The sequence below is a fragment of the Vibrio sp. L85 genome (assembly GCF_963871815.1).
Lineage (GTDB): Bacteria > Pseudomonadota > Gammaproteobacteria > Enterobacterales > Vibrionaceae > Vibrio > Vibrio harveyi.
On sequence record NZ_CAWMYL010000244.1, the window covers coordinates 486,061 to 507,863 of the forward strand.

The window sequence follows — 21,803 nt, forward strand, 5'->3', positions numbered from 1 at the left end:
CCGCGAGTGTAGAACCAGTTCCTCCCCTTTGAACACGGAGTGTTGAGAGCTTCGGAGTTTGATACAAGGAGAGGTTAGGTGAGGTTAGTGCTTTGAATCTGAATGTTGGGTTAGGTGCTTGCGACCTTCTTTCACCTTTTGTTTGTTCGTGTTCTTACTAATCAATTTCGATCGAGTTTGTGGTGAATAGATTCCCAGTCTCACCTAGGTTCGCGGGAATGACGGAAAGAGAGCTAAACGAGCAGCGTCATTCTGAAGGAGCCTAAGCGAGTATTCAGAATCAATTTTCAGCGCGTTGTGATGTTGCATTGTGAATTGAACTTTCCGCGATTGCAGGGCCAATTCCTCCCCTTTGAACTCGTTGCTTTGAGAGCTTCGGAGTTTGATATAAGGGGGAGGGCTGTTCTTTCTTGTTGTGTGCTCAGTGCTTTCGCCACAAACCAAAAAAAGCCAGCAGTAGTAGCTGCTGGCAAAGTCTTTGGGCTTCTAGGTTTTTGCTTTTATTTCTTGCCACTCCGTTCTACACAGTGCCCCGATTGGCCTTCTGGGGAAGAAAACACAGCACTGTGCGCTTTGTGTCCAAGAAATTTGGAGATTAGCCTTGCTTACGGATTAGGTAGTCAAATGCGCCTAAGCTTGCTTTTGCACCTTCACCCATCGCAATGATGATCTGTTTGTAAGGAACGGTTGTTGCGTCACCGGCTGCGAACACACCTTCTAGGCTAGTATCGCCACGGCTACCGACTTCGATTTCGCCGCGCTCAGATAGGGCTACTTCTGAATCTTTTAGCCATTCTGTGTTTGGTACTAGACCGATTTGAACAAAGATACCTGACAGTTCAATCTCTTTGATTTCGTCTGTGTTGCGGTCTTTGTACTTCAAACTTGTTACGCGAGTACCGTCGCCCACAACTTCAGTAGTTTGCGCCATCGTGATGATGTCTACGTTTGGTAGTGAATTCGCTTTGTCGATAAGCACTTGGTCTGCGCGAAGTACGTCTGCGAATTCAAGAACCGTTACGTGTTCGACGATACCAGCAAGGTCGATAGCAGCTTCGATGCCTGAGTTACCACCACCGATAACCGCAGTTTTCTTGCCTTTGAACAGTGGACCGTCACAGTGTGGGCAGTACGCGACACCTTTGTTGCGGTACTCTTGCTCACCCGGAACGTTCATTTCACGCCAGCGTGCACCAGGGCTTAGGATGACACTCTTACTCTTCAGCGTTGCGCCGCTTTCAAGTTGGATGTGAATCAAACCATCTTCTGTGTGTGCTGCGCCCATTAGCTTCTCAGCTTGTTGCTCAGTTACTACGTCTACATCGTATTCTTTTAGGTGTTCTGCTAGATCAGTTGCCAGTTTTGGACCTTCAGTACGTTTTACCGAAATGAAGTTCTCGATTGCCATGGTGTCCATAACCTGACCACCAAAACGCTTAGCAACAACGCCAGTACGAATACCTTTACGAGCAGCGTATAGAGCAGCAGCGCTACCACCAGGACCACCGCCGACAACAAGTACGTCGTATGGGTCTTTTTCGCTCAGTGCTTTTGCCGCTTTTTCGCTCGCGCCGTCATCCACTTTGTTTAGGATTTCAGTCAGAGACATACGACCTTGACCGAATAGCTCGCCATTCACAAATACACTTGGTACTGCCATGATGTCGCGTTGTTTCACTTCATCTTGGAACAAACCACCGTCGATCATGGTTGCTTTTACTTTCGGGTTGATCGCCGCCATCATGTTGAACGCTTGAACCACGTCCGGACAGTTTTGGCACGACAGTGAAATGAAGATTTCTACGTCTAGATCTTTGTCTAGTGCTGCGATTTGCTCAATCACTTCCGGTTCTAGTTTGATTGGGTGACCGCCAGAGTGAAGCAGTGCCAATACTAGAGAGGTAAATTCGTGACCCATTGGCAAGCCTGCAAAGCGTAGTGCTGTGCCTTTTGCTGGGTTAGTTACCGCCATCACTGGTTTACGTGCGCTTGCGTTGTCGTCACGTTCAACGGTGATTAGGTCGCTCATCTCTGCGATTTGGTTCGCTAGAGACAAAATGTCATTCGATGCTTTGCTTTCATCTAGACTAACCACTAAACGAACTTCTTCTTTTACATTAGCCAGATATTGTTTGAGTTGTTGTTGGATCGCTTGGTCTAACATAGTTGTTACTACCTTAATTAAAACTAAAAAGTGGTTACTGTAGATAAAACCTGAGGGGGAGAGAGCAAATCAGGCAGAAGGTCGTCAAGGTATCTAACCTGAAGTGCTCTCTAATTCAGTTCTAATCAGAAAAAGGAAATCGGGAACTGATTAGAACTTAAATTTCAGTGGCTTAGATTTTGCCAACTAGGTCTAGTGATGGAGCTAGTGTCTCTTCACCTTCTTTCCATTTAGCTGGGCAAACTTCGCCTGGGTGTGCTGCTACGTATTGAGCTGCTTTCACTTTGCGTAGTAGGTCTTCTGCGTCACGACCGATACCTTCAGCAGTGATTTCCATTGCTTGGATAGTACCTTCTGGGTCGATTAGGAATGTTGCACGGTCTGCAAGACCTTGACCTTCACGCATCACACCGAAGTTGTTTGTGATGTTGCCTGTTTGGTCGCCAAGCATGTAGTACTGAATCTTACCGATTGTGTCTGAGCTGTCGTGCCATGCTTTGTGAGTGAAGTGTGTGTCAGTTGATACTGAGTAAACTTCTACGCCACGTTTTTGTAGCTCTTCGTAGTGGTCTGCTAGGTCGCCCAGTTCTGTTGGACATACAAACGTAAAGTCTGCTGGGTAGAAGAAGAATACTGCCCATTTACCTAGAACGTCTTGTTCTGTTACTTCAACGAATTCGCCGTTTTTGTACGCTGTAGCTGCAAATGGTTTGATTTGAGTATTAATCATAATTTACTTTCCTTTGAATGTTTTAAGCTGAGCTGTTGTTGCTTTCGGAAAGTATATTCTCATCGGAGTGTGTTTAAGGAAAATCGCTTGTAACTATCCTATTGATAGCCATTTCCTATTTCACTTGATAGGCATATCCGATGTAGGTGAGTTTGCTTTGATAGGTTTTATTGAAGGTGAATGCAGAGCGATAATAGATAATGTTGATTGAGAAGGACGATGAGGGAGGATGGAGGTATAACGTGTGATTCCCGCTTAAAAAGGCGCGATAAGCCGCGCCTTCTCATATTATGCAAACGGAATTATTTGCGGTTGTGACAGTGGTACTCACCAGTTTTACTGTTTGTATGACAGCCATTTGCATCGGTGCCTCCAGAATGGGCAAACGCCGCAGAAACCATACCGAAACTAACAAGAAGAACGAATACTGCCTTTTTCATTTAATACTCCGAAATGTATGCCCAAACTTGAGCGCGCGGAGTTTTACATTAATGACACTAGTTGAATATGATTTCAATCAACCTTTAACGTCTCATCGCCCACTTATTTCGTCAGTGGGCAAGATTTCAAAGGATTAGCTTAGATTGTCGAGCACTTTGCCACACAGCTTCTTCAGCATAATCATTTCATCCAGCTCTAATGTGATTTTACACATCATGGCGTTTGGCACTGCCTTGGCTTGTTCTCTGAGAGCAAGACCTTGCTCGGTGAGGTTGAGTACGCGGACGCGCTCATCGGTTTCACTGCGACCACGCTCTACATAGCCTTTTGCTTCTAAGCGTTTAAGCAGCGGTGTGAGTGTGCCTGAGTCCAAATGCAGTTGTGATCCCAGTTCTTTCACACTGGCACCGTCTTTTTCCCACAGCACCATCATCACTAAGTACTGCGAATAAGTCAGATCAAGCTCGTCCAGCAACGGGCGGTAAGCTCGGATCACTGCATTTGCTGCGCTGTAGAGCGGGAAGCAAACTTGGTTTTCGAGTAAGAGTTTATCGTCGTCGGTCATGGTGTTGTCGGTGTAACACTGGCTCATTGGCGTTGCCTACCTGCTCACAGAGAAAGAGAGTTATAAAATAAATTGTGCACAATATAGTTGCAAACGATCTTTACTTCGATCTAAGATTGTGAGCAATTGAATTGTGCGCAACCTAAATTAAGAAGGATACTCGCATGACTACTCTATACAAAACTCAAGCTACCGCTTTGGCTGGTCGTAATGGTCAAGTAAAAACAGATGACGGTCTTCTCGATCTAGAGCTGTCATATCCGAAGGAAATGGGCGGCACAGGCGCAGCAACTAACCCAGAACAGCTGTTCGCAGCAGGCTATTCGGCATGTTTTTCTAACGCGATTCTGCACGTAGCACGTGAAGGTAAAGTAGACCTGAAAAGCGTACCCGTAACAGCGGAAGTAGGTATCGGTCCGAACGACAACGGCGGCTTCGCACTAACAGTGAGCCTAGCGGTAGAGCTAGATATGCCACAAGAACAAGCGCTAGAGCTAACGCGCATTGCGCACCAAGTTTGCCCATACTCAAACGCAGTTCGTGGCAACATTGATGTAGCAGTAACGGTAAACGGCGAAGCGATTTAAGCGGGTCTTACCACGGTACAAAGACAAAAAAGCCTGCAAGTACGCAGGCTTTTTTTGATTGGTATGAAGCGAGAATACTTAACGCGACTCTAGTGGGTAAGAGCGGTAGCTCCACATGCCGTAAGTACGCAGTGCATCGCGATAAATACCAAGTAGTTCGCCATCGCTGGCTTTGGCTAAGTCTTTAAGCGGTTTGTCTGGGTAACTTACGGTGTCGAAAGTGATGCCTTGTGGACCAGTTTGCCAGCTTGCGATTTCAAATAGCGTTTGACCACGGCGCACGTGGCTCGCTGAGCTGATGATGGTCGCGTGCTTGATGTTGTGACGTGCCAATGCGTAGCTGCTGAATAGGGCGTTACCTACCGTGCTGGTGGCATAGTTTTCTTCAATGATGCGATCTTTGCTGATGCCTTTTTCAATCAGCCAATCCGCCATTAACTTGCCTTCGGTTTTGTGGTTCTTTGGTACGCCGCCCGTCAATACGATCAACGCGTCTGGGTTTGCTTTTGCCATGGTTAGCGTGGTTTCCAAACGTTCAACCAAGATTTGGTGCATTGAACCATCCGGATTCAGTGCGTATCCCAGTGTGACGATCGCCCCTTTGTCATCCAGCTTGCCTTTGTCGGCTTTCTCTTTTAGTGGCGTGGCAAGCACGCGGTCTACAGTGTCGAAGATGCGTTGGATGTCTGCCGCTTTACCTGCATTGAGCTTCGTGAGCGTCGCCATGTGTTTCGCTGATTCCGCTTGGTTGCCCTCAAAGCGTTGCCATACCGCTAAGTAAGCGTGCAAGTCCACATCGTCTGGTGCGACCGAAAGGGCTTGTTCGAACAGTTCAATCGCGCGATCTGCATTCTTGTTGTAGATCTGCGCGTTTGCCGCAGAAATCAGCAGGTCAGTACGGTATGGCTCAAGTTTGTAGGCTTCTAGTAAGCGGTCGGTAACAATCTCCATGTTGCTCGGCATTTTGGCGGTAAAACCAGCGTGCGAGATACGCGCAGGGGATTTGAATGCCTTTACCGCGTCGTTGAGCAGTTGGTCGACAACCTGACGCTTGGTGACGATCTGTGAATAGTCGGCTGAAGATTGGATAGCAGCATCGTTTGCTGCAATGGAGTATGGAGCAGCCGTTAGCGCAATCACGCTACCAAGAGCAATAGCAAGTAAGTTCTTCTTCATGAAATGTCCTAGAGGTGCTGTAGTACCTAGTTTTTATCGTGCCTAACGTTGTTGTAGGTCGAACGAGTTCGATGGATTTTTTCAGTCTAGGTTCGCTTCATGAATAAACTGTGAAATGAATCCCAACTCAGCCGAACGAAGGGATTCATGTGGTTAAAACGCGAAGTAGGATCACGAAAAACGTTGCCCACCGGCTATTGTGTTAAACGGTTGGATTTAAAGACAATCGCGAGCTGGTTGCTCTCTTCATATGTGAACAGCACTCGACCAGCCATCCATTACGATGTGCGGCGTTGTATGCGCCTCGACAGCAGCGAAGCCAATCTTTCTTGGTCGAGAAGTAAGAGGCACTGCCCTTACAGATTTTCAGTGTCCATTTGGCGCGAGCAGAGCGCATATGCTGGCAACACTTTTTCATCCATCCATTACGGTGTGCTGCGAAGTAAGCGCCACTGCAGCCTTCTTGCCATGCGGTTCGAGTCTTGAATTCAGAAGCACTTTTGATGCAGGCGTCGAGTGTCCATTTCTTTTGCGTTCTCGGCGCACCCATATGAGCGCAGCAGTGATCCAACCAACCTCGGTTTCGTGCCGCTTGATACGCACTTTTGCACGCGCTGATCCACTCTGTCCGGGTCCGAAACGCTCGAGCGCTTTTGAGGCACGCCGCGAAGTCCCATTTCAGTTCGATGGGCTTCATGTGAGTGCAGCATTCGTCTAGCCAACCATTACGATTTGCTGCGTTATAAGCACCGCTGCAACCGCGTTGCCAATCAGAACGGGTATTGTACTTCTTGGCATTTTTCGCGCAGTTTTCAAAGGTCCATTTTTTACCTGTACGAGAGGGAAGCATGTGAGCGCAGCAATCTTCTACCCAGCCATTTTTACGAGCTGCATGGTAGGCGCTTTTGCACGCTTGGTTCCACTCAGAGCGGGTTTTATATCGAGCAGCGCTGCGTACGCATTTTTCGTAGGTCCACTTAACGCCAACGCGTTGCATGTGGGCACAGCATTGGTCTAGCCAACCGTTACGATAAGCAGCACTATAAGCCGCTTTGCTCCCTTCGCTCCATGCGGTGCGAGTTTTGTATTGTGCTGCGCTTTGTTTGCACAGTTCGAGATTCCATTTCCCCCGTTTTTTGGGTAGGTCCATAAGATTCATAAGCGCACCTCTTCGAACGTATTCAGAATAAGGTTGAAAAGCCGTTTCCCTAAATGATGTCCTACCACGCTTTCTATGAAGCTTGCTCTCGGCGGTAGGTGAAAATACTGGTTGGGTATATGTACGGATTTTTAAGGCTTTGAGGTCAATTTAAGAGAGAAGTATCGGTGGGAAAAACAAACCCCGCAGCTAGGCGGGGTTTGATATTGAGCTTAGAAACGAGTACTACGCCAGTTTAAATGTCGCTACTTTCGAGTTGAGGTCTTCAGCTTGTGATTTCAGCTCAGAAGATTGGTTCATGGATTCTTCTGCACCAATCACCAAGTGATCGGTCACGTCTTTGATGGACGTAACATTCTGCGTGATCTCGTTGGTCACGTGCGTTTGCTCTTCTGCTGCTGTAGCGATTTGTGTCGCCATGTCGCTGATCAATGCAACCGCTGAATTGATTTCATCCAACGCTTGCGAAGCACGGTCGGCATCTTCTACCGAACCCATCGCCAGTTCTGAACTGCGCTCCATCAGGGTCACAGCGCGTTGAGTGGTGCGTTGCAGCGTTTCGATGGTGGATTTGATCTCTTCTGTTGAAGTGTGTGTACGTTGCGATAGTACGCGAACTTCATCAGCCACGACTGCAAATCCACGACCTTGTTCACCAGCGCGCGCCGCTTCGATTGCCGCGTTCAACGCAAGTAGGTTGGTTTGCTCAGCAATATCACGGATGGTTGACAGCACGGTATTGATGTCTTGTGCGTGCTGGTTTAGCTCACTAATAACACCACTTGCTTGGTTCACTTCAGAAGACAAGTTGTTGATCGAGTCTTTCGTGTTTACCACAAGTGAGTGACCGTTTTGTGTGCTTACTGATGAATCTTGCGCTACTTTCGCTGTTTGTTCAGCGTGAGAGGCGATCTCTTGAGTTGCAGACGCCATTTCTGTCACTGCCGTTGCCACAAGCGTGATTTCTTGTTGCTGGTGGTTTAGCTCATCAACCGATTGGTTTGCACGCTTAGTGCTTAGCTCAGACTGTTGGTTTAGGTCTTCGGCTTGATGACGAATATGACCGATAAGCTGCTGAAGGCTCGCTACGAACTGGTTGAAGTTCTCTGCCAGTTCACCTACCTCATCGCGGTTTTCTACTTTGATGCGTTGAGTTAAGTCACCACTGCCGTTAGCGATTTGCGAAAGTGCATGAGAGACGTTGTAAAGCGGGCGGAACAGGATGTTACACAGCAAGTTAAACAACGCCACACAGATGATCACAACGATAGCCGTAGCGATAATTTGTCCCCAAACGGCATCGTAAAGTGGTGCGACAAGTGAATCACTATCCAGAACGGTTACTGTGGTTAGCTTGGTGCCGTCGATGGCTTTTGCGTGAACCAAAAAGTCTTTACCATGGATAGACACAGTACGATCCTGACCAGATCTTGCTGCTGCAACGATGTCATTGTTGCTCAAACCAAGCTTGCTCACAGGTTGATTAAGCAGTTTGCTGTCGTTGTGAGTGAAGATGTTGCCTTGGTCGTTCGCAATGAACATATAGCCTTCACCCGGTAAAATTACTTGGTTTAGGCTGTTTAGGATATCGCCGATTTCTACGTCAGCACCTAATACTGAAGTTTGACCGTGAAGCTGTATCGCTTTACCCAAAGACACCACGTTTGCGCCTGTTGCGGCGGCAACCGTTGGGTTATCCATAAAGACTTTGGATGGATTAGCAATGGCATTGGTATACCAACCCCATTTGCGTGGGTCATCGTTACCTGGCGGTAGAACAACGCCGTTTGCGTTATCTTGCGAACCGTCTGGGTAAGCTAAGAAGACGTTATCAAACTTGGCAGAATCGCGAACTTGTTTTAGGTGCGTCACGATTGCCGATTTTTTAGCGTCTTGTGATAGTGAAGTCAGTGCTCGTTCTTTGGATAGAATCCAGTCACTTACATATTGGTTGTAAGATGCGCTTGTGCTTTCTAAACGCTGTGCAACTTCAACGTCAAGTCGTTGCAAAGAGTCACGGAAAGACAGCCCCTCTACCAACACTCCCCCGAGGATGATGGCAGCGCTGGCAGAGATCGCCAGCTTGTTCTTCAAAGATAAGTTCTTAAACATATAGATATGATTGGCTCTTATTATTTATAAAAATTTGTATTTCGCGCCGATATTATATTTTAGTGTTCAAAATAAATACCGATCTGTGTCGCGTATTTGATTCATACTCATGCTAATGCACACATTTTGTTCAAATTGTTTTGCTTTTTTGCGCTAACTTGTTTATTAGCAAACCGTTATTTACATCTTTGTAAATGATTCTTGTTTTTATAAAGTGTGATCAAAGTCTTACTATAAGGGCGTATATTGCATATTAAATATCAAGCATATGACGTGATCGATATATTGCCTCAATTATTCATTGTTAGGGACAATAGTTATGCGTAGCACGTTGTTATTACCCGCATTATTACTGTCAGGGTGCGCTCTGACTCCCCAATCAACACCTCTCCAAGCCGATACAAATTGGCATGTCGACCAACTTGCCAATGGGATGAAGTACCACATCTATCCGACTCAAGACGAAGAAGTCTCAGTACGTTTGATGATGAATGTCGGCTCTTTCCAAGAGGACGCCAGCCAAAAAGGCTACGCTCATTTTATTGAGCACATGGCGTTCAATGGCAGTACGCACTTTTCTGGCAATGATGTTGTAAAGCTGTTTGAAGCATCAGGCGGCAGCTTTGGTGCAGATATTAATGCCACGACAACCTATCAGCAGACGACGTACAAATTGGATCTCGCCAATCCAGACAAGCTGAATGAGGCGCTAACGTGGATGCGTGACATCGGTGATGGCATTCAATTTGACCCAACGCAGGTAGAAAAAGAGAAAGGCGTGATTTTGGGAGAGTGGCGACGTTCTCGTCCGGATGATAAGCCGCTGTCTTTCACTGCGTACGAAGCCACAATTGAGGGGACGCCTTACGCAGAGCACGATCCAATTGGTACGCGTAGCTCGATTGAAAATACGTCATCACCCGCTTTAAAGCGCTTTTATGACAAGTGGTATCAGCCGCAATACGCAGAGTTGATCATCACAGGTAATGTTGATGTGGACTCGATCGCTAAGATTATCGAGAAAAAATTCTCAAACTGGGAGAGCACGTCTGACGTTGTGGTTGAGAAGCGACGTGATATTCGTGCGAATAACGCCAATCGCATTCTGCCAAGCAGCCAAATGGAATCGCCAAGTCTGCACCTGATCATCGACCGTGATTCTGTGATGCGCCAAACCTTGGCTCAACAACATAGCGCATGGCAAGACGAAGTCAGTGCTCAGCTTATCCAGCAACGTTTGCTTGCGGTGTTAAATGATGCGGCGGAATCTTTCCAATACGCGTATGCACAGCCTTACACGTCCAACTACCACAGTGTCATGTCTGCCGGTGTTTCTTTTGCGCCAGAGCGTCGTGACAATATTCAGAAAATCTTCCTAAATACGCTAACGTCTTTACGCGACTACGGAGTGACACAACAAGAGCTTGATGGTGTGATGTCTGGTTGGTATGGCGAGCTATCTAACCTTGATTCAGATTGGTCGAAACGTAAGCCAGCAGGTTATGCCGAAGCGCGTACTTACCAGTTAGAAATCAATTCGGTAAGCCAATCGAAGCAAGGGTATGAGCAAAGCTTGTCGAGCTTTATCGACAGCAACACATTAGATCATGCCAATGATGAGCTGAAAGCGCTGTTGTCTGAACCAGCAAACTTTGTAATTGGACTGGGTAAAAATGAAAACAAAGCACAGTTTGCAGGTCAATTTGCAGCCTTGAGCGCCGCATATGCACAAGCTGGTGAGAAGCCATTGAACATGTATGCGCAGACGGATGGTTTTATTCAACCAACCAAAGAAGGCACGATCACTAAAATGCGTGAAGAGAAGGGTGGATTCCAAGTTTACACTCTATCGAACGGCATTGAGGTGTGGTTCCAAAAAGACGAGAAAGCAGCCAATCGCGCATACGTTTATTTAGCAAGCCAAGGTGGTAAAGCGGCGTTAGATAAGTCGTTGTACCCTGCCTTTGATGTGGCAACGATGGCAGCCGCACGCAGTGGCTTAGGTGGTTTTTCTGGTTCTGAGCTCGACAGCTACTTGCGTAAAACGGATATTTCACTGTTTCCTATTTTGGGTGCAACCAATCATGGTGTAGAAGTGATCGCGCCAAAAGCACACCTTGCGAGTGCGCTAAATGGTTTGTACAACATCATGACGGAAATTAAAGTCGACGAGCGTCAACTTGCCGCTGTGAAACGCGAGTTTGTTCAGCAGCGTCGAGCGTTCTTTGAATCACCAATGGGTAAGTGGGTCAAAGCGGCAAATGAAAACGCTTACCTTCCGAACAGTCGCCAAGTTCTGTTAGCTGCAGATGGGGTTAAGGATGTCACATCAGAGCAAGTTTTCGCTTTGCATGAGACATTGTTTAACCACAACCGCGGTTACAAGATGGTGATCGTTGCAGACATCGACCCAGAGCAGATCACGCCATTATTGCGTAAGTACGTTGCATCGATTGATCTAAAACCAAGTGAAGCCGTGGACTACCACATCGATTTTAATCCTAATGCGCAAAAACGCTTGGTAATGGCAGAAGGGCACGAGCCATCGTCGTTGTATTTATTGCGTTTAACGAACGGCAATGAACAGCCAAGAACGGCGCAAGAAACGGTTGTTATTGACATACTTCAACGCATTGCGGCAGCACGAGTGACTGATCAATTACGTGAAGAGGCAAGTTTGGATTACAGCCCAAGCATTTACCCAATCACGCAAGATGAAGAGATGGTGTCTGACTGGTTCTTTGAATCTCAAATCGATCCGAAAGACGTGAGTAAAATGGATGCGCAGCTTGGCAACATCATCGATGATTTGGCAACGAACATTACTCAAAAAGAAGTCGATATTGCGAAGAAACAGTTGGTGGTTGCAATGAAAGACATCGACGACAGTCCGGGTCAACGCAGTTGGGCATACACGCGTTACCTTGTTCATGACTATGGACTGGATGTATTGCTTGATATCGACAAAGCGGCGCAAAGTGTCACTTTAGAAGAAGTTAAAGCGTTGGCAAAACGTGCCTTCGGTAACAAAGCGAAACGCACGACGATCATCCTCAATCCAAAATCATAATTTGCAAAGGGCGACTCCATGGTCGCCCTTTTTATTTTTGAATGCCGCCGTATTCAGTCAGTTTTGCTCATTGGCGGCAGACTCTTGCGCTGTAATCTTCTGCTTGTAAGCTTTTGCTGCCTCTTTACGTGCCGCATCTAAATCAGCACGACGCACGATCACCTTCATGCCCGGCATGGGTTTTACCTTACATGCGTAGCGAGGCTGGCCATCCACTTCTACTTTACAAACATGGCAGCAGCCTTTGATACGTCTGTTCTTTAAACACGGTGCGGCGATATTCACTCTGACCTTACGAGCGATATCAACAAGGTTCTGGTCATCCGGTGAAATAGCGATTTTATGGGTATCAATCTCAATGATTGCGGGTTTAAAGGTAAACATAAGCTCTTAAATTAGGGTTAAACAATGATTATATCCAAGTGACTTCAAGATACAGGATTCAGAGCGCTGTCATTAATTCCCTATTTACCGAAAGCAAGGAAAACAACGCAGCGGAATAGCCAGCTCTTTCCAAGTCATTCTCGCTGAACCTAGCATCTCGAGGTTACTTGGGTATAAGACGAATGATCACGAGAAAAGACGACGCAGTTATTGGAATTGTATAAGGTTCCTTCGGGCTTCAATCGAAAATCATTTTTGTGAAGGAATGCCTCATATTTACTAGGTACAGGAAACCATGTGGTATCGATTGAGTCTCATCTAATTCCAAATAGCAGTAAATGAAGGTTCCCCCAATGAAACGCTACCTATTGTCGACGATTCTACTACTAAGCAGCGCGAATGTATTCGCAGAATCCGCACCAGCGCAGCCTGTTGCACCAAAACCATTTGGTTTAGAGAGTATGACTGCGGAGCAGCAAGCAAAAATTGAAGACATCCAGATTAAGCTCAGCAGCGAATTAGCGGGCAAACAAGATCCTAAAGCGGCTCAAGAGAGTGCAAAACAATTCGAGAAGCTGGTTAAAGCATCATCCTTTGATGAAGCAAAAGCAAAACAGCTGATTCAGCAAGCAAATGCAAAACAGTTGGACAAACAACTTGCTCAACTTAAAGCGCAGCACGATATCTACAATGTGCTTACTGACGAACAGAAAGCAACGCTTGAGAAGCGCCAGCAAGAGCAGTTGAAAAAGTTTGAGTCAATCAAACAAAGCGCTCAATAAACACTCAGCTTAAACTCGTCACAGAACGAAAAAGACTCCCAAGCGGGAGTCTTTTTATGTATTTGTCTGCGATGAAAGGAACGATCGCACTCTGATACTTAATCGTTTTTCTCTTTGCCGTAAACGCGAACGCCCGCCTTTGAGCCTTCTGAGTTACCGTAAACTTCGATATGTTTTACGCAGCGACGGTAACCAAAGTAACGCCAATCTGTCATTTTGTCTTTATCAAGGTCACGATGGAAACGAATGGTTTTTTCGTCACCATTTTGGAATCGTACAACCACTTTTCGTAGTTCGATATCTTTCTCTGCTTTCACTTTGATCGCGTTGGTATTGCGGCAAACAATCATCGGGATTTTTGCTGCTAGGTTACCGTGCTCAAGCAAAATGGTACGACCCAAAGTGAATTTATCGTCCGCATGAGCAGGCGCGATAAGTGTTGTTGCAGCGAGTGCTGCCGTGATAATAGCGGTATAAATTCTCATTAAAATAATCACCAAAACACAGGAGCGCGAATCATAGTCGAGAGAAATGAAAATCTACTAGCGATATTTTTGCATGTGGATGAAGTTTCACAATCCGCTGACTTTGCCCGAATAAAAGTACTGGCTTCGCTTCTGCCAAGTGCGAATCCGTTATCGAGGCTGTGTTCGTAACGATATGAAGGAGTGGGAGAGGTGATGAAGAGGATAAACAAAAAAGAGCACTTAAATGTGCTCTTTTGGTTTGTTATTAAGCGCTTTTAACCGCCTGTGGCTTATCGGCTTTTGCGGCGCCTTTCACTGCTGTGGATTTGTCTTTTAACGTCACCACTTCTTTTTCTGGTAGCTCTGCTGCCTCACCGAAGAACTTACCGCCCGGTTCGATGCTCAAGTTGTTGCTCCAGATCTTGCCGCTAACACGACCTTTTGCGAGCACTTGAATGTGCTCTGCATGGAAGTTGCCATCAAGGACGCCATTGATGACAAGTTGCTTCGCATAAACGTCGCCTTTGATGCGACCACTTTCTGCGACCACAAGGGTGCCTTCGACGTGCAATTGACCTTCAACAATACCATCAATCTGGATGTCGCTTTCTACTTTGAGTTCTCCGCTAACAGTACAGCCTTTGGCGATGAGAGTTGAAGCTGTTGGGCTACTCGTTGTTCCACGGTTTTGATTAAAGATTCCCATCGTATTCTTCGCTCCTTGGTAAAGATGTCTTCAAAATCATTGAGGTTCCAATCGACAAATGGCCTCGGGTTTAGGGCTCGTCCGACAAAACGCACTTCATAATGAAGATGGGGACCAGAAGAGAGCCCACTGTTGCCGGAGATTGCAATGAGTTGTCCTTTTTTGACGAACTCACCGGTTTTGACTTTGAACCCTGTTAAGTGCGAGTAAGAGCTCGAAAAGCCGAATGAATGTTGTAAACGTAAGAAGTTACCCGAGCCTTTTTTACTGCGTCGAGTAACTTCAACAACGCCATCTGCTGGCGCGTAAATCTTGGTTCCAGTGTTTACGGCAAAGTCCAATCCTCGGTGCATCTTGACTTGCTTTGTAACGGGATGGACGCGTTTACCAAAACCAGAAGAAAAACGTGCCTTTCCTACTGGCGAGCCGTTAGGGATCTGATTAAGCATTGCCATACGTACATGTGAGGTAATGGCTGCGGTATCTAGTCGCGCATCCAAACTATCGCTGGAGGACTCTTTGGCAACACCAAGCACTTTTTCTAACTCACCTAAGCGTTCAGAAACGAGTTGAACGCGTTCTTCTCGTTCAGAGAGATCGTTCTCTAACTCGGATTTAAGATTTTTTAAATCATCGAGTTCTTGCCCGATACTACGCGAACGTTCGGTCAATTCTGCCTGTTTAAGAACCGCATCATCCACTTGTGAGTAGAGGTGGTTTATCAAAATTGCAGTCGCCGCTAACGCCAGTACAAACACCACTACGCCAGTTTTAAAGTTGCGTTGCATGGTTTTACTGAAGTACCAATGCTTGGAACCGTTAATGGTGGAGATTGAAATCGTTAGCTGGTCTTTCATTGCGCTTAATTAGGTGTAGCTCTGCCGTTTATTTGTTGAAAAGCAAGACTTTAAGGAAAAGGTGCGTCGGCTTCTACTGATTATGTTGATGAAAATGTCAGATCGTGATCTGTTTTCACACAATCAATAAAAGTTAGGGGGTAGATTTAATCTTATCGCCGCTTTGGTCAGTGAGATAAGGGGAGCTTATCCTTTCGATTGAGTAAATTACCAATAGTATGATTGAGCAATTTAACTCACTTCACGTTTTATCTTATAAATGTTGGATATTTTAGTAATTTAGCATTTGGGAAATTGATAAGTCTGGTTGGGTGTTTATGATGGCGTTGCACGCGAATAAACGCCTGAAACAAAAAATGAAATTTTTCATCTTGTTAAAGCGTTCATTGAAGGCTTAATGCTCTCTCAAACCAGCTAGTTGGTTTGGGGAAATATAACCAAGACAACGGAGTTGGTCGTGAAAAAATTATTATTAGCTACTGCAGTGGTCGCAGCAGTTGGTGGTGCCGCTTATGTGTACCAAAACAACCTTGCCCAAGGTGAATCTTCAAACTCGCTACTTACGCAAGTTCCGGCAGATACACTTGTTCTGACTTACCAAACAGAACCATTCAATCATTACGAATACATGACTGCTTTCGGTGGAACACAACAGCCGCCTCTTGCTGATCTGTTCGTAGAAGAAGAGTTGACTCCAGGTCTCGAGTTTGCGGTTAACTTCTTCGATGCTTATGTTGCGGCATCTTCTTCACCTGAAAGTCTCAAATCTTTCCTAGGTACTGGCGATATGGTAAGCCCAATTATCTATACGCTTGGTTTTGTTCCAGTTTATAAGATGCAGCTTGAGACTCCTGCATCACTATGGAAAAGCTTAGATGAGCAAGAGAAATTAGCCGGCATTCAACACGAGAGCGTGAAATTGGATACGGTTGAGTTCCGTCGCTATGAGCTAACAGACTCACAAGATCCGCAAATGGGTGTTGGTCTTGCTGTGGGCGTAGTGAACAACGTGCTGACGGTGACGTTGGATATTCCTGAGCTAGGTGCTGAGAACCCGCTTAAGATGGCATTTGGTCTAGAATCGCCAAAGAACAACATTGCGGATTCTGGTCGCTTGGAAGCGCTGAAAGCGAAATACGGTGCGAACAACAACTCGTTTGGCTTGGTTGATTTTCGTGAAGTCATCAAAGGTTTCACTACGACGGATGGTAACCGCCTTGCTCGCCAACTAAACACGGCGGGTTCTGATCCAATGTTGGATGAACTTCGCACGCCAGCGTGTCATACCGAGTTTACTCAGATCGCAGAAAACTGGTCGCAAATGGTGGTATTTGGTGAATACTCAGTCCAAGACAGCAAGGCGCGCATTAATGGTAGCCTAGTGGTTGAATCGAAAAACCAAGTGATTTTGGAAGCACTGCAATCAATGCGTGGCGTACTGGCGGAATCAAACGGCGAGAAGAGTATGTTCAGTGTAGCGCTGGGCTTGGATGTTGCCACGCTTGCACCAGCAATTGGTAAGATCTGGACCGATCTAACTACGCCTCAATACCAATGTTCAATTTTAACCAAAGCGCAGCAAGATATGCGTGGTCAAAATCCAGCTCCAGCAATCAGCATGGGTGCAGGTATGGCGAATGGACTGAAAGGCTTGAGCATGGAAATGTTCGGTCTTGATGTAGACATGAGTGGTCAATACGGTCCTGAGCTTGGTCAGCTAGACGCAATCTTCTCGATCTCTGCGGACGATCCAAACATGTTGCTGCAAACCGCGCAGATGTTTGTGCCTGAACTCGCTCAAATCCAAATCCAACCGGATAACCAACCTGTGAATATTGGTGGTTTGTTAGAACCGTACGCTGGCAAGCCAATTGATGTGTTTGCTCGTCTGAATGACAGTCACTTGACGCTTTACAGCGGTGATGCAGCAGCATCTGCAAGTGACAAGGTGATGGCACAACCGCTAACAGCGAATGGTCTATTGAGCTTCACTCTGGACTCAGAGCGTGTATTGGAAGTGATGGAAACGGCATCTGAAGTTTCTGGCGAACCAGTTCCAGAAGATCTGATGATGAGCCTTCAAGGTCAACTTGTTGGTGGTATGGCGGTGGATGTAACCAAAGATGGCATCACGTTCGACTTTGATTACACCGGTTCAACGAAACCACAAGTGAAGGTAGCGCAGCAATAAGCGTGATTCACTGGCTTCAATCTCGAAGCATTTTTTCATAATCAAAAGGCGACCCCAGTGTCGCCTTTTTTGTTTTTCTCAATATATGTACTTCAATTCTCTCCCTTTCATTCAAAAGTGGGCATCAAATAAGATCAATAAAAATCAGTGGGATGGATCTTTCTCCTCCATAAATGATCAAATGTATCTTTACTAAAACTGTACGGTGCAGTACAGTTTGTGGAAATCATTAAGTTGGGTTTCAAAAATGAAGAAGAAAGTCATTGCGTTGTCGCTTGTTATTGGTTCGTTGTTCGCTGCAGGTTGTGCGTTATACCAACCTAATACGGTGACTACCGATAACGCTTATGTTCACTCGGATGTGACGGCGATTTCTCCGGAAGTCGGTGGGCAGGTAAGCCAACTTTTTGTCGAAGATAACCAGTGGGTAAGCAAAGGTGCGCCACTGTTTTCGATTGATGATGAAGATTTCATTGCCAATCAAGAAATCGCGAAGTCGGCGTTAGATGTCGCAAAAGCAGCGCTGACCGCAAATCAAACCAAAACTGAGATGCAGTTGGTAAAGATCGAGCAGGCGAAGCAGGGCATTCACAGTGCAAGTGCCAACGCGGAACATCAAGCGGCGGAGTTTAAACGTCTGTCTCGTTTGGTACAAAAGCAGTCGGTGAGTAAAAACCAATTTGAAGCGCAAAGAACGCGTTCTATTGAAGCGAACAGCAACCTTGAAACTGCCAAGCTAGCGCTAGCCGCTGAACAGAAGCAGCTTGACGCGCTCGTGACAGAAAAGATGCAGCTAACCGCGCAACGCAAACAAGCCGAAGCGAACTTGAGACTGGTGAATATCGCCTTTGAGCGAACTATCGTTCGAGCGCCTTTTGATGGCTATGTGGCAGACAGACAAGTGCAAGTGGGTAAGTTTGTTCAACCGGGCATGGGTTTGATTGTGATGGTACCGGATTACGTGTGGATTGAGGCAAACTTCAAAGAGACTCAATTGGAAAACGTTGAACAAGGGCAAGACGTGGAAGTGGTGTTAGACATGTTCCCTGATCATCCATTGCATGGTCGTGTAACTTCCATAACCCCAGCAACAGGCGCGCAGTTTAGTTTACTGCCACCGCAAAATGCGACTGGTAATTTCGTGAAAGTAGTTCAGCGTGTGCCAGTGCGTATCGAGTTGGATATTCCACAAGAGCTGAAACAGCGCATCTACCCTGGCTTGTCGGCTGAAGTGTCGATTGAGACCGCAACGCAAGGTTAATCGCCATGAAAACACGTTCACCATTGCTGATTTTTGCGCTGTTCGCCATTGCGGCTTTTGGGATCAATTCAGTGATGTTTACTGAGTTGTCCCACGAGATGGCAGCCACATCCGGTTTGTCTGCAGATGAAGTCGAGTTAGTGAAAATCGGCTTTATGATCACTCAAGTATTGGGGTTTATGTTTACCCCAATCATGGTGCGTAAGCTTGGTACGTCATTGCCATTGCACTCTTCATTGCTGGTGGGTTTGGGAACAAACCTTGCGCTCTATTGGACTGGTCAGCATGCGTTGTTGTTCACACTGACTTGGTTAGTAAGCGGCTTTTTCATGAGCATGTTATTGGTGGTGGTGAACCTTTATCTACTCAATACTTTTGAGCAAAGTTGGTTGCCTGCGATTATTGCGCTGACACTGATCTTCTCAACACTGTTACCAATGGGCGCTTACCCGTGGTTGGTGGCTGAGATTGTTGAAGAGTTTGATTGGTCGTTTCTGAATGTTGCCTCGGCTTGGTTGTACTTTTCAGCTCTAGTAATGATCGGTGTATACAAACCTCAGGCGATTGAGATTGAAGCTAAGCTAAAATCATCAGCTTCAGTTTACTTCGTACTCGCGTTAACGATGAGTTTGGTGGTGTTCCTACTGATGCGTGGCAGCTACTACAACTGGTTGGATTCAGACTGGTTTGTACAGGCTTCTTCTGTCGCTGCAGCACTGGTTTTGTTGGTGGTGTATCAGTTGGTGAAAACGCGCCATTTGGATACTGCGTCGATGCAATTGCACGGCAAGTTAAAGACTAACGTGTTTATGTACAACGCCTTTCTTGCAGGCTTTGCCGTGATGGCAAGTACGGTGCTGTTTGCTAACTTCCTAAAAATGGCGATGCACTATAACAGCCTCAATGCGGGCTATGCGCAGTTGCCATCGTTTTACGCCATGTTGGTCGGCATGCTGGTAAGTGTATTGGTGTATTACTTCCGCCGTCCGCTGGCGGATGCTGTGGTGCCTTTTGGCGTGCTGATGATTCTACTGTCGGTGCATGAGTTCAGCCAATTACCAAGCTTTGTTGGTACAGAGTCACTACCTATCCCAATGCTGCTGCGCGGTTTTGGTGTTGGCTTGTTGAACGTGTCGGTGACGATTGCGGTGTTGATGTATTTCCAAGTAGGGCAGCGCTTAGAAGGCATTGCTAACTTCTATCTGTTCCGAACCATGGGCGGGGTGATTGGCGGAGCGTTTTTCTCTCGTGTGATTCAAAACCACAGCGCGCAAGCATCGGGCGAAATCGGTCGTACTCTGGATGGTTCTAATCACGTATTCGTAGCTTACGAGCAGGCGTTGAGCGGCGCGATTCTAACTCATGGTCGCTTACCTAATCCGGCGCTCGGCATGAGCCAGATTAGTGCCGTTGTGAAGGAGCAAGCAACGACATTGGCGCTGAGTAATTCGTTGGTGATGTTTATTGTGTCTATTTTTGCGCTTGCGCCAATCTTGTTGATTGGTAAGAAGCTAGCCGCAAAACAAGAAGCGCACTGAGGTTAGGTAAACAGAACAAATAGCCAGCCAAACAACTCGGTAACTAAGCCGTAAAAGAATAAAGGGAGCCAATGTGCTCCCTTTGTTTTTTAGTTTTGAGGTTCTTAACGCTGATAAAGTTTAAGGAACGCCGTCACCGCTTTTTGTGTGTGCGAATCCAATTCTTCATCGCTTAAGAAATCAAAGCCCATCAGTGCCATGTTCTGGTAATCCATTTTGATCAGCGCGAGTAGCTGCCCGCAGGCTAAATCGGCATCATCGATGTTAAGTTGCTGGCTAATGGTGTCGGTTTTTAAAAACTCAATTAAGTATTGGTGAATACGCTGTGGTCCGGTTTGCCAAAACTGATTTGGAACCGAGTCGTGTTTATTAAAATCAGCAGACACGATGCGATAAAGCGATAAGATTGGGTTAGAGCAAATGCCACGTAGATACTTTTTAGCGAAGTCTTCTAAGGTTTCTCTTAGTGGCTCATTCTGTTTATCGGCCAGTTGGAAAACGGATTCTAGGCTGATCTTGGTGTTATGCGCGAGCACTTCAACAAACAACCCTTCTTTGTTGGAAAAGTAACGATACAGGGTCTGTTTTGAACCACCACAAATTGAAACGATTTGATCGAGTGACGTGTCCTTGTAACCCTGTTCAATAAACAGTTCGGTCGCGACTTCGATGATTCGAGTTCTTTTCTTTTCAGTAGATGCGCGCATAACTAAATCAGCCTAAATAAAACTGTTCAGTACAGTATCATTATTGCCGCCGAGACACACCGCTTTTCCGCGTTTAATGCTTCTTCATTGACCAAAATTAAAAAAGGCGACACGAGGCCGCCTTTGAAATCAAATTGGTTACGTTAACGTCGGTAGTACAACGAAATACGGTTGCCGTTAATCTCTTGCACGATAAATGGAATCTCGTAAATATCGCTCAGCACGTCGGCATCAATCACTTCTTCAACTAAGCCCGCTTTAATGACTTCCCCGAGCTTCATCGCCACAATGTGGTCAGAGTAACAAGACGCAAAGTTGATGTCGTGAATTACGATTACTACAGCTTTGTTCTTCATTTCCGCAAGCTTACGTAGCGTACTCATGATGTCGACGGAGTGTTTAATGTCGAGGTTATTCAGCGGCTCATCCAAGAAGATGTAGTCGGTATCTTGTGCCACCACCATAGCAATAAATGCCATTTGACGTTGCCCGCCCGACAGTTGGTCGATAAAGCGATCTTTCAAATGGTCGATTTCCAGATGTTGCATTGATTCATCAATGATGCGGTGATCTTCTTCTGTCAGACGACCTTGCGAGTACGGGAAGCGACCAAACGCCACCAAGTCACGCACCGTAAAGCGCATGTTGATGTTGTTTGATTGGCGCAGCACTGATAGGCGCTTTGCTAAGTCTTCGGTGTTCCATTGGTCAAGCGGCTTATCACCAATCACGACGCTACCAGCATCGCTTTCTGTTAGACGACTCGCCATAGATAGTAGGGTACTTTTACCCGCGCCATTAGGACCAATAATGCTGGTTACTTTACCAAGAGGGAAAAGGGCATCGGCATTTTTTACCACGTATTTTTCGTTGTATTTTTTGCTAAGACCTTGAATACGGATCATG

At 46.2% G+C, this 21,803-nt stretch carries 19 protein-coding genes; 6 read left to right on the top strand and 13 right to left on the bottom strand.

Annotated features, from left to right (window positions below; translation table 11 throughout):
• Nucleotides 1-595: 595 nt before the first annotated feature.
• The 4 genes from ahpF to AACR11_RS26455 all read right to left on the bottom strand — a co-directional run bounded on the left by ahpF (nt 596) and on the right by AACR11_RS26455 (nt 3,927).
• Nucleotides 596-2,164 (bottom strand): alkyl hydroperoxide reductase subunit F, encoded by a 1,569-nt coding sequence (gene ahpF / locus AACR11_RS26440; RefSeq protein ID WP_005374617.1) that lies wholly within the window; start codon nt 2,162-2,164, stop codon nt 596-598.
• A gap of 172 nt (nt 2,165-2,336) precedes the next feature.
• A complete protein-coding gene (gene ahpC, locus AACR11_RS26445; protein ID WP_005374632.1) occupies nt 2,337-2,894 on the bottom strand; it encodes an alkyl hydroperoxide reductase subunit C in 558 nt (185 codons plus the stop codon).
• A 302-nt stretch (nt 2,895-3,196) separates the two neighbouring features.
• Nucleotides 3,197-3,334 (bottom strand): YHYH domain-containing protein, encoded by a 138-nt coding sequence (locus AACR11_RS26450; RefSeq protein WP_005449646.1) that lies wholly within the window; start codon nt 3,332-3,334, stop codon nt 3,197-3,199.
• A 134-nt stretch (nt 3,335-3,468) separates the two neighbouring features.
• Nucleotides 3,469-3,927 carry a MarR family winged helix-turn-helix transcriptional regulator gene (locus AACR11_RS26455; RefSeq protein ID WP_005449645.1) on the bottom strand — a complete coding sequence of 153 codons (459 nt, stop codon included), beginning with the start codon at nt 3,925-3,927 and terminating at the stop codon, nt 3,469-3,471.
• A 137-nt stretch (nt 3,928-4,064) separates the two neighbouring features.
• Between AACR11_RS26455 and AACR11_RS26460 the strand changes: the two genes are divergently transcribed.
• Nucleotides 4,065-4,487 carry an organic hydroperoxide resistance protein gene (locus AACR11_RS26460; protein WP_029788690.1) on the top strand — a complete coding sequence of 141 codons (423 nt, stop codon included), beginning with the start codon at nt 4,065-4,067 and terminating at the stop codon, nt 4,485-4,487.
• A 78-nt stretch (nt 4,488-4,565) separates the two neighbouring features.
• Here AACR11_RS26460 and AACR11_RS26465 read toward each other — a convergent pair whose 3' ends face one another.
• The 3 genes from AACR11_RS26465 to AACR11_RS26475 form a co-directional block, all read right to left on the bottom strand.
• A complete protein-coding gene (locus tag AACR11_RS26465; RefSeq protein WP_029788691.1) occupies nt 4,566-5,663 on the bottom strand; it encodes a YdcF family protein in 1,098 nt (365 codons plus the stop codon).
• A gap of 202 nt (nt 5,664-5,865) precedes the next feature.
• A complete protein-coding gene (locus AACR11_RS26470) occupies nt 5,866-6,822 on the bottom strand; it encodes a hypothetical protein (RefSeq protein WP_029788693.1) in 957 nt (318 codons plus the stop codon).
• Nucleotides 6,823-7,047: 225 nt separating this feature from the next.
• Entirely contained in the window at nt 7,048-8,934 is a 1,887-nt protein-coding gene (locus AACR11_RS26475) for a methyl-accepting chemotaxis protein (RefSeq protein ID WP_009702427.1), read from the bottom strand.
• Between the two features lie 319 nt (nt 8,935-9,253).
• Here AACR11_RS26475 and AACR11_RS26480 point away from each other — a divergent pair, with 319 nt between their 5' ends.
• Nucleotides 9,254-12,004 carry a M16 family metallopeptidase gene (locus tag AACR11_RS26480; RefSeq protein ID WP_029788694.1) on the top strand — a complete coding sequence of 917 codons (2,751 nt, stop codon included), beginning with the start codon at nt 9,254-9,256 and terminating at the stop codon, nt 12,002-12,004.
• A 57-nt stretch (nt 12,005-12,061) separates the two neighbouring features.
• Here the strand turns inward: AACR11_RS26480 and AACR11_RS26485 are convergent, their stop codons facing one another.
• Nucleotides 12,062-12,388 carry a 2Fe-2S iron-sulfur cluster-binding protein gene (locus AACR11_RS26485; protein WP_029788695.1) on the bottom strand — a complete coding sequence of 109 codons (327 nt, stop codon included), beginning with the start codon at nt 12,386-12,388 and terminating at the stop codon, nt 12,062-12,064.
• Nucleotides 12,389-12,741: 353 nt separating this feature from the next.
• Between AACR11_RS26485 and AACR11_RS26490 the strand changes: the two genes are divergently transcribed.
• Nucleotides 12,742-13,170, top strand: a complete 429-nt coding sequence (locus tag AACR11_RS26490; protein ID WP_005449638.1) for a Spy/CpxP family protein refolding chaperone — start codon at nt 12,742-12,744, stop codon at nt 13,168-13,170.
• A 98-nt stretch (nt 13,171-13,268) separates the two neighbouring features.
• Here the strand turns inward: AACR11_RS26490 and AACR11_RS26495 are convergent, their stop codons facing one another.
• The 3 genes from AACR11_RS26495 to AACR11_RS26505 form a co-directional block, all read right to left on the bottom strand.
• A complete protein-coding gene (locus AACR11_RS26495; RefSeq protein ID WP_005449637.1) occupies nt 13,269-13,655 on the bottom strand; it encodes a DUF2541 family protein in 387 nt (128 codons plus the stop codon).
• Between the two features lie 247 nt (nt 13,656-13,902).
• The gene (locus tag AACR11_RS26500; RefSeq protein WP_074051870.1) at nt 13,903-14,343 is read right to left on the bottom strand and encodes a bactofilin family protein; all 441 of its coding nucleotides are present in this window, start codon (nt 14,341-14,343) and stop codon (nt 13,903-13,905) included.
• Nucleotides 14,247-15,200: a M23 family metallopeptidase gene (locus AACR11_RS26505; RefSeq protein WP_005449635.1), complete on the bottom strand. Its 954-nt coding sequence runs from the start codon at nt 15,198-15,200 to the stop codon at nt 14,247-14,249. Before AACR11_RS26505 ends, AACR11_RS26500 begins: the two co-directional genes overlap by 97 nt.
• Before the next feature lie 457 nt (nt 15,201-15,657).
• Here AACR11_RS26505 and AACR11_RS26510 point away from each other — a divergent pair, with 457 nt between their 5' ends.
• The 3 genes from AACR11_RS26510 to AACR11_RS26520 all read left to right on the top strand — a co-directional run bounded on the left by AACR11_RS26510 (nt 15,658) and on the right by AACR11_RS26520 (nt 20,190).
• Nucleotides 15,658-17,391, top strand: coding sequence for a hypothetical protein (locus AACR11_RS26510; protein WP_029788696.1), 1,734 nt, complete (start codon nt 15,658-15,660; stop codon nt 17,389-17,391).
• A gap of 247 nt (nt 17,392-17,638) precedes the next feature.
• The gene (locus AACR11_RS26515) at nt 17,639-18,652 is read left to right on the top strand and encodes an HlyD family secretion protein (protein ID WP_029788697.1); all 1,014 of its coding nucleotides are present in this window, start codon (nt 17,639-17,641) and stop codon (nt 18,650-18,652) included.
• 5 nt (nt 18,653-18,657) lie between these two features.
• On the top strand, nt 18,658-20,190 hold the full coding sequence (locus AACR11_RS26520; protein ID WP_029788700.1) for an MFS transporter permease: 1,533 nt from the start codon (nt 18,658-18,660) through the stop codon (nt 20,188-20,190).
• 104 nt (nt 20,191-20,294) lie between these two features.
• Here AACR11_RS26520 and AACR11_RS26525 read toward each other — a convergent pair whose 3' ends face one another.
• Nucleotides 20,295-20,897: a TetR/AcrR family transcriptional regulator gene (locus tag AACR11_RS26525; protein ID WP_029788701.1), complete on the bottom strand. Its 603-nt coding sequence runs from the start codon at nt 20,895-20,897 to the stop codon at nt 20,295-20,297.
• A 143-nt stretch (nt 20,898-21,040) separates the two neighbouring features.
• The gene (locus AACR11_RS26530; RefSeq protein WP_005434322.1) at nt 21,041-21,802 is read right to left on the bottom strand and encodes an iron ABC transporter ATP-binding protein; all 762 of its coding nucleotides are present in this window, start codon (nt 21,800-21,802) and stop codon (nt 21,041-21,043) included.
• Between the last annotated feature and the right edge of the window lies 1 nt (nt 21,803).